The organism is Coleofasciculus sp., assembly GCF_046539235.1.
GTDB lineage: Bacteria > Cyanobacteriota > Cyanobacteriia > Cyanobacteriales > Coleofasciculaceae > Coleofasciculus.
In genome coordinates, this window is record NZ_JBKHHI010000283.1 from 1 (window position 1) to 8,830 (window position 8,830).

Below are 8,830 nucleotides of genomic sequence, written 5' to 3' on the forward strand. Positions count from 1 at the left end.
CGCATACCCGCAGCAATACCGTTAATCGTCAACAAAGCACCCCGCAGTAACTCACCTTTACTATACCGAGATTGGACAAACCCCGATGCCATCTGACTGCTATGCTGGCGCAACCGTTTCAGTAAAGAGACTTGCAGGAAACCCAGGGGAACAATCGTACCATTCCGCAATTGTACCGATCGCTGTAACTCTGGATCACCATCGAGTAATTGTTTGTGTCCTGTAATTAACGAGATTAACTCACGAGTCAGGTTAAATTCATCGGTAATTTGCTCGAATAACCGACCAAATCGTTCTCGATCATCGGGATGGGACAATTTCTCCACATAATGACCCGCAATTTGCAGATCCACTTTTGCCAACGTCATCTCTACCTTAGAAATGACCATCTTAAAGAAGGGCCACTTGAAGTAAAAATAACGCAACAGCTTCAAATTTTCTTCGGGTTCCTCATCCAAGAACCCTTTCAACGCTGCACCCACGCCATACCAACTCGGTAATAAGAAACGACTTTGTGTCCAACTAAACACCCAAGGAATTGCCCGCAGACTGCTAAAATCTTTCTTACCACCGCGACGAGTAGGACGAGAACTAATTTGTAACTGACTGATTTCCTGAATTGGCGTCACTTCATTAAAGAAATCCAAGAAATCCGGCTGCTCATAGACAAACCCCCGATAATGTTGGCGTGATCGCACCGCCAATTCTTCCATGATTTCGTTCCAAGGTTCCAGGTTGTCAAAGCCGCTTCCCAACAAACTCGCTTGAATCACCGCTGTGGTTACGGTTTCCAGGTGATAAAGTGCCAACTCTGGCAAAGAATACTTAGACGCCAGCACCTCACCCTGTTCCGTAATCTTAATCCGTCCCTGGATACTCCGCCCCGGTTGCGCCAGAATCGCCTCATAGGTCGGTCCACCGCCACGCCCCACAGAACCGCCGCGTCCGTGGAAAATACGTACAGCAATCCCATAGTCTTCGGCAATTTGCTGTAGGGCTTTTTGGGCTTTGTGAATTTCCCAATTACTGCTTAAGAACCCAGAATCCTTGTTACTGTCTGAGTAGCCCAGCATGATCTCCTGCAACGGTTGAGGATAAGATGGGAAAGCCGGGGAACCCTGGTCAGCAATCGTCTTTTCGTAATCCTTCAGCGCCTGATAACCGCCCGCTAAACAGGCGCGATACAGAGGTAACTCAAACAGGGATTTCATCACCATTGGCGCTCGTTTCAAGTCGTCTACCGTTTCAAATAAGGGGACAACCTGAATACTACTCCTTCCGGTTGCTGGATCATAGAGTCCGGCTTCCTGAGCCAAGAGCAACACTTCCAACAAGTCGCTGGCTTCGTGACTCATGCTAATAATATAGGTTTGGCAAATTTGTTCACCAAACTCTTGGTGCAGCCGCCGCAACATGCGGAACGTTTCAATGATTTCGCAGGCTTCGGGAGAAAAGGGGAGTTCAGCCGGAATTAAAGGGCGGCGTGTGGGTAATTCCTTGGTTAACCATTCGCTGCGTTCTGCTTCTGATAATTCGTTATAGGGTTTGGGTAGAATTTGCAGATAGTCGGTAATCTCGTGCATCGTATCACTATGACGAGAACTTTCCTGACGAATATCTAGGTGTGCCAGATTAAACCCATAAATTTCCACCTGACAGAGCAGTGTCTCAAGTTCCTGACAACTTAACCCCGTCTCCGCTAAGTTACGTTGAATCAGTTGCAACTCTGCCAAAAACTCTTGGTCAGAATTGTAAATACAGGGGTCTGTTGTTTCTAGACCCATTGGCTGTAGCGGTTGGCTCTGAGACAGATGGAGATTACGCGCCAGCGTATTTTCCAGTCGTTGCTGAATGTAGGAAAGTTTGAGGCGATAGGGTTCTTGGCGGTAACGAATCGCCAGTTGCTCATAAACCTCTGGTATTTGGGAGCGATCTTGCTCCAGAGAGTCCAATAGTTCCGGTAGGACATCACTCCAGTGCAATGACAAGCTCAACAAATTGGTCAGATGTTTAACCGAGTTGATATATTTTTCCAGAACCAGATTTCGCTGATAACAGGCGGTTTGCCAGGTCACTTCCGGTTTAACCGAGGGGTTTCCATCTCGATCAGCTCCCACCCAAGAGCCAAACTTACAAAAGTTTTTCCGGGGGGGATTCAGCCAGGGAAAGGACGATTGTATACCCTGTTTTAAGCGGTGATAGAGTTGGGGAATGGCATCAAACAAGACTTCTTGAAAATAGTGGAGGGTGTAATCCACCTCATCCAGAACCGTGGGCTTAAATTGATGCAGTTCATCGGTACGCCACCACAGCCGAATCTCTTCTCTAAGTTGTTCGGTGTAGTCTTCTACTTCCCAGGATGAGTTGAGACCTAAGGCGCGGGAGGCTTCCTCGGCTTGGTCAAGCTGTTGCAGGATTGTCGAAATACGCCGTTGTTTTTGTCGAATCGTATGTCGGACAATTTCTGTCGGGTGTGCGGTAAAGACTAGGCGAATATCCAGATTATCAATTAGCCGCTGAATATGCTGGGGGGGTACGTTGAGGTTGCGTAGATAAGGAAATAGCCAATGGAAGGTACTGTTGGTATTTGCGGCTTTTCTATCGTCCTGCCAACGTTTTTCTAATAAATCCGCCATCGGTTCACTCCCGGATGGTTTAGCATCGTCACCGTTCTTGGATGCTTGGAGTGAACTACCATTAGCTTTCATCGAGATGCCAGAGGTGCGATCGCTCCCCGCTAATGTATTGTAGGTAGCCCGTCGTAAAAGTTGTTGATCGCGCTGTTCGTAATGTTGTTCGACACCATTAATCAGTTGGAAATAAAGCGCAAAAGCACGAGATGCCCGAATCGCGGCGTTCAGGTCAAGCCCTTCGATCACTTCCGGAATCGATGAAAGCGAAAACCCTGTGGCTTGTCCTTCTGGCGAACTTAATTGGCGCAAAGACGCCAGCAAATCGACCAGTTCTTGACCACATTCAGAAAGGAGAACTGACTCCCACAACTGCTCCACAACTTTGATGCGGTGACGCAACAGGAGTTTTGATTGGGATGTAGATGGGATGGTCAATTCCTGATCGGATGAGTGGAGGAGAGAACTCATAGGGTCTGTTGGCACTAAGACAAGGATGATCCATTGTACGGGGTTAATGCTACCCTGTATAGTTTGATTATTGACAAATTATTTGAAGTTTCCCACATACACTAGTCGTTAGAGGGGGAGGGAGGCGTATCCGGGAAGGGGAGAATCGGTAAGCGATCGCCCCGAAAGACTTCCTCGCTGGCTTCCCCTACCTGTTGTAGCCATGAGCCAATCGTGTTTAGGGAAATCACCCCGACAAGCATCGGACCTGTGGCTAAACTTAATAAGAGTTCTGCTGAATGTTTAGCGGACTCCGGTAAGGGGTTGACTGCTACCTGTGGATCTGGGTTCACTGATGCCATATATAAAATTCAACCTCGCACGAACAACAGTTAATCATTTACAAGACCTATCCCAATTTGATCTTAGACTATAGTTGCTCAAATTTTTCCAGCTCCCAGACGTTCCACCGGAACGTCTCTACAAGCTCCCCCGTTTTTCGCCGAATGTGCAATCATGAGAGGAAAAAACAGCCGCCGTTATCAGTCCAGGTAACAAATTTGTAATGTTGGATGTCGAAGAGCGCAACTACAACAATCATCCGTCCTCTTTGGCTCAATGGGTCTACGATGCCATCGGTCAACCGGGGGTGTGCCTGAGAGTCCGGTTACGAGGGAATAATTTACATATTCTTTGTGAAAGCCGTGAACGTATTCCCGCTCAAACGGTAGTCAATCGCTTGCTTAAAGCCCTTAAAACTAAGCCAGACACAGCCATCTTTCCGATTGCTGTGGAAACCCCGATCTACCAAATTATTATCTACGGGCGTCAAGTTTCCCAATCACGTCCGGAATGGGTCAAGGAAATTCGCCTCAACACAGATACCCATGACACTGAATCTCGTCCTGAGTCCTCCTGGGAAACGACGTCCGCTCAGTCAGCGTTTGTCATCTCCCATGAAAGTCTCGCCCGTTCGGGTTCACCCGATGCGATCGCACGGTATCTGAGTGCCAATCTGAGTCATTTGGGTGTGAGTGTCAATGTCCAGATTCAGGACTTGCCAATTAAGGACAATCGAGAACAGTCTCTGGTCAAGCAAAAACCCAAAATCCCGTCCCAATCCTCACCACCTTACCATCGGCGGCTGTGGGTTATCTGTACGTCGAACTATAGCCCAGATGTAGCATTACTGTCTGAGCCAATTGTGCAGCAGTTACGCTCTCTGGAACTAATTGAGTTTAAAGACGCCGCCATAAGCGCTCAGGTGAGGGGAGAAGCCAAACCAGAATGGATGGTGCGGGTGGATTTGACGCCCACTGACGTTATGCTCAAGGATTGGGCGCGTTGGGGAGATGTGGAAGCGATCGCGACGCTATCGAATCAGATGCTAGCGCAAGTCGGGATGACGGTGCGGGCTGTATTGAAAGAGACAACCCTACATCTGTTTTGCTCTGCCTTGGATCTGGGCAAAACCCCCGTTCCGGATCAAGCCACTGCCATGAATGCGATCGCGCCTCTGCTCAAATCATTAAAACCCCAAGGGATTAAAGCGGCAACCATTTATGGCGTTGAATCGGATTACTTTTCCCTCGAACCTGAACCGGAAAAACCCGTCTGGGTGGATTGGGTAACCTTACCCGCGAGTGAACAACCCCAACTCGCCTCTTCTAGCTATACATTGGGGCAACAGGGTAATCTAAATGCCCTCACCTTTTTACTACAACGGTTGCTCAATCCAGATTTGGATCAGCGACTAGCCACGGGTGGGATTCAGCTCAAAGTGCGTCGTCAAAATGACTTGCTGCACATTATGAGCGAAGCACCCCTGTGTCCCTCTAAAGCACAAGTGAGTCTACCCATTGTACGGCTGCTGCGTCAGCTTACCATTCCTAATATCGCTGGAGTCCGGATTTACGGACGTTCTGCTGGCTCAACCTCTCCCGCCTGGAATTATGGGGCAGATTTTGCCGAACGCCGACGGTTGACCTCAGAATCCACTCCCGAATTTGTTATCTCTAATACAGACATTAGCGAGTTAGTTGTTCCCACAGAACAATCGGTATCGCGTCAGCATAAACCAGACACAACGCTCAAAGAGGGTTTACCACGTCAGTCAAATACCGCCGTTGGCACAATTGGACGCTGGTTGTGTTCGACCCAGCTTTTTGTCCCCACCCCAGATAATCAACGTGTAGCAGTTGATACCCAACGCACCAGTTCTGAATCGTCACAAGCGGTTAAAGTGGCATTGGTGTGGGGGATTATGGGATTATTGCTGATGTTTCTGTTTGATCGACCCGTTGGTCGCATCCTGCAACCCCAAGGCAGTTTACCCCGGCGAGATGCGGTATCAGCAGCAGAGGAGTCACCGATTCCGGTAGATTTGACTGAATTCTCGTTACAACAGGATAACAATCAGAATGCCGAAGACTTCAATGCCTCTGGGTTTACCCGCGAAGGAGACAAAAGCATTATCATTGATGATTCCTTACCCTCGGAGCGAGGAGATGCAACGCAAGCCGCGATGTTAGCCCTCGCTCGTTCCTCTAATCCCCCGTTTAATAACCAACTACTCGATCAAAAGTTAGCCCTTTACCAAGAGCGCCGGCAACAAGGAAATCGCCCTGATGTGCTAATTATGGGCAGTTCCCGAGCCATGCGCGGTATTGATCCGGTGGCATTAGAAGAGGCATTAGCGGTTGAGGGGTATTCAGGCATTGATGTGTTTAATTTCGGCATTAATGGTGCCACGGCTCAGATTGTAGACTTAATGACACGCCGGATTCTCACTCCGGATCAATTGCCGAAATTAATTATCGTGGCAGATGGCGCTCGCGCCTTTAACAGTGGTCGAGTTGATGCTACCTTTGAGGCGATCGCAGATTCAGAAGGTTACCGTCAGCTTAATGCTGGCACATTTCCCAATACCCCAGGTCAGCAATCCGCCCAAGCCAACCAAACCTCCCAGCCGTTGGCAGGATTGAGGAGAGGTTATCAATCCATTGACGAGGGCACAAATCAACTTTTGGCAGGACTATCCTCAACCTATCCCCAACGGGATCAACTCAAATCCCTATTGAGAGATCAGTTTGTCTCCTTGGTGAAAACGTTGCCCAATGTCTCCAGTTCTACTGCACCAAAGCAAGACTTAGACAAGGATATGTCCATTGATATGGATGGTTTCCTGCCCTTATCCATTCGCTTTGACCCAGAAACCTACTATCAGAACCATCCCAGAGTGACGGGGGCGTATGATGGCGATTATCAATCCTTCCAACTTCGGGGTAAGCAAGATCAGGCATTTGACGCCCTATTAACATTTGCTCAGGAACATGACATTACTGTGGTTTTTGTGAATCTACCCTTGACCAATGATTACTTAGATCCAGTCCGGCTTAAGTACGAACAGCAATTTAAGCAATACATGCACGCAAATGCTGTCGAACGGGAACTCATTTTTCGGGATTTAAGTGGATTATTACTCGATCAACCTGATCATTTTTCTGACCCCAGTCATCTGAATCGCTTCGGAGCTTATGAAGTGTCTAATCAGTTGGCGAAAGACCCGATGATTCCCTGGGCATTATTAGTTGGGGATTAGTTATTGGTCATTGGTCATTTGTCATTGGTCATTGGTCATTTGGAAACTGTAGGGGCGACCCGCTTGCTCTAATTTCCAACACTAATCCTTCAATTAGGTCGGGTCGCCCTTTACTATTGCCCATTGCCCATTGCCTATTGCCCATTGCCCATTGCCCATTGCCCATTGCCCATTGCCCATTGCCCATTCCCTATTCCCCATTTCCTAAAAAAATGGCATTTATCTCCATCACTTACGGGTTGTTTCTGCTAGGTGTCCTGTTCATTTACTGGAGCCAGAGTTCTTCATCGTGGCGATTATGGGTACTGCTAATTGCCAGTTTAATTTTTTATAGCAGCTTACAAATTCAATACATTCCGCTGCTCTTATTTGTGGTTTGGCTTAATTTTTACTTGGGGCAGAAAATTGCGGTCAATACATCCCCTGGATCGCATCTCAACAATAACCATCTCTCCAATGAAGAGTGGTTAATGGCACAAGAACTTTGGAATCAGAAACGTTTAAAACTCTTGTGGCTAGGGATTGGATTAAATATTCTCTGTTTGGTCAGCTTTAAGTATGTTCCGTTTATCCTGACAAATATCTCCGCCCCCTTGAATTTACCCGTGGCGCGAGAGGGGGCAAGCTGGATTAGCGATCGCGTAATTGCTCCCTTGGGACTTTCATTTTTTGTTTTTGAATGTATTGCCTATCTAATTGATGTCTATCGAGGCGCACCAGCCACGCGCCAATGTGTACAATTTGCCACTTATAAACTATTTTTCCCGAAACTAATTTCTGGACCCATTACTCGCTACCATCAGTTTGCTAGCGAATTTAAAGATATCCAATTTCCCAGTTTTGATCGCCTGAGTGAAGGACTATGGTTGATTGCCAGTGGTGCGGTTAAAAAGGCACTTTTGGCGGATCGCATCGGAATTTTTGTTGATTTGTGTTTTGGCAACTTAGAACGGGCCGGTAGTGGTGATTTGTGGCTGGCTATTTTTGCCTACGGATTACAACTGTATCTGGATTTTAGCGGCTATGTGGATATTGCCAGGGGAAGTGCTATCCTCCTGGGATTTAACCTGCCAGAAAACTTTAATTTTCCTTACTTTAGTACCAGCATTGCCGATTTCTGGCGACGCTGGCATATTACGTTAGGCGATTGGATTCGCAACTATCTCTATTTTCCCTTAGGTGGGTCACGGAAAGGATTAGGTCGAACCTGTCTAAACTTGTTTGTGGTCATGCTGATTATTGGCATTTGGCATGGTGCAGCTTGGGGATTTGTCGTGTGGGGAGGATTGCATGGTTTGGCTTTGGTGGTGCATCGCTTAACCCAAACGCTATCAGACCGCTTTGTTTGGTTAAAAGGATGGTGGCAAACAGGATTCGGGGTGCTGGTGGCGTGGGCAATTACTCAATGGATGGTGTTCATGTCTTGGATTTTCTTCCGCTTACCCAATCTCAAACAAGCTGGGTTTGTGATTCAGAACCTCTGGGGTCAACCTGCGGATGTGCAGTTTGCCGAAAATGTTTATTTGACAGCCTTTGGCTTAGAACGCTTCGAGTTAACACTGCTGTTGGTCATCGTTGCCCTGTTCATGGCGGGTGTTTATGGGATTCATCGGGGTTTGAAGTTACAACTCAACTGGCCCCTGAAGTTGCTATTGGTGCCGCTGTGCCTTTATGCAGTGTGGTTGTTAGCACCTGAAGGCGGTTTACCTTATATCTACTTTGATTTCTAAATAATAAGTATAGCTTATGCAAAATATTGAATCAATTAATAAAACCAGTGGAAGATTCAAATGAATATGAATACCATTAAAGATGAGGCAAAAATTTTGCCTTGCTTCAATCGAATCATGAAGTAATAGCACTAATCGAATTATGACTACCACAGTACAACGTCGCGAAAGCGCGTCTTTGTGGGAACGGTTCTGTAACTGGGTAACTTCCACCGAAAACCGCCTATATATCGGCTGGTTTGGTGTGCTGATGATCCCCACCCTCTTAACCGCTACCACCTGCTTCATCATCGCCTTCATCGCCGCTCCCCCCGTGGACATCGATGGCATCCGCGAGCCTGTTGCTGGAAGCTTACTCTATGGCAACAACATCATCTCTGGTGCTGTTGTTCCTTCCTCCAACGCCATCGGCTTGCACT

The 8,830-nt window shown here is 47.5% G+C and carries 5 protein-coding genes and 1 pseudogene; 3 read left to right on the top strand and 3 right to left on the bottom strand.

Going from position 1 to position 8,830, the window contains the following annotated elements; translation table 11 throughout:
- Both ppc and ACLFWI_RS21230 read right to left on the bottom strand, forming a co-directional pair.
- Positions 1–3,101, bottom strand: a 3,101-nt coding sequence (gene ppc / locus ACLFWI_RS21225) for a phosphoenolpyruvate carboxylase (protein ID WP_446414568.1), incomplete at its 3' end; no start/stop codon positions are given.
- Positions 3,102–3,202: 101 nt separating this feature from the next.
- Positions 3,203–3,442 (bottom strand): hypothetical protein, encoded by a 240-nt coding sequence (locus tag ACLFWI_RS21230; RefSeq protein ID WP_446414569.1) that lies wholly within the window; start codon positions 3,440–3,442, stop codon positions 3,203–3,205.
- 203 nt (positions 3,443–3,645) lie between these two features.
- On the opposite strand from ACLFWI_RS21230, the gene ACLFWI_RS21235 reads away from it, so the two are divergent.
- Positions 3,646–6,681 (top strand): DUF1574 domain-containing protein, encoded by a 3,036-nt coding sequence (locus ACLFWI_RS21235; RefSeq protein WP_446414570.1) that lies wholly within the window; start codon positions 3,646–3,648, stop codon positions 6,679–6,681.
- Between the two features lie 28 nt (positions 6,682–6,709).
- Here ACLFWI_RS21235 and ACLFWI_RS21240 read toward each other — a convergent pair whose 3' ends face one another.
- Positions 6,710–6,868 carry a hypothetical protein gene (locus ACLFWI_RS21240; protein ID WP_446414571.1) on the bottom strand — a complete coding sequence of 53 codons (159 nt, stop codon included), beginning with the start codon at positions 6,866–6,868 and terminating at the stop codon, positions 6,710–6,712.
- 25 nt (positions 6,869–6,893) lie between these two features.
- On the opposite strand from ACLFWI_RS21240, the gene ACLFWI_RS21245 reads away from it, so the two are divergent.
- The gene (locus ACLFWI_RS21245; RefSeq protein ID WP_446414572.1) at positions 6,894–8,411 is read left to right on the top strand and encodes an MBOAT family O-acyltransferase; all 1,518 of its coding nucleotides are present in this window, start codon (positions 6,894–6,896) and stop codon (positions 8,409–8,411) included.
- Between the two features lie 142 nt (positions 8,412–8,553).
- A pseudogene (locus ACLFWI_RS21250) lies at positions 8,554–8,830 on the top strand (photosystem II q(b) protein); the annotation flags it as partial.

What these genes read in the sequence shown, in the direction of transcription:
- ACLFWI_RS21245 (WP_446414572.1), top strand. Translation starts at nt 6,894, where the DNA reads ATGGCATTTATCTCCATCACTTACGGGTTGTTTCTGCTAGGTGTCCTG.
- ACLFWI_RS21240 (WP_446414571.1), bottom strand. Translation starts at nt 6,868, where the DNA reads ATGGGCAATGGGCAATGGGCAATGGGCAATGGGCAATGGGCAATGGGC.
- ACLFWI_RS21230 (WP_446414569.1), bottom strand. Translation starts at nt 3,442, where the DNA reads ATGGCATCAGTGAACCCAGATCCACAGGTAGCAGTCAACCCCTTACCG.
- ACLFWI_RS21235 (WP_446414570.1), top strand. Translation starts at nt 3,646, where the DNA reads ATGTTGGATGTCGAAGAGCGCAACTACAACAATCATCCGTCCTCTTTG.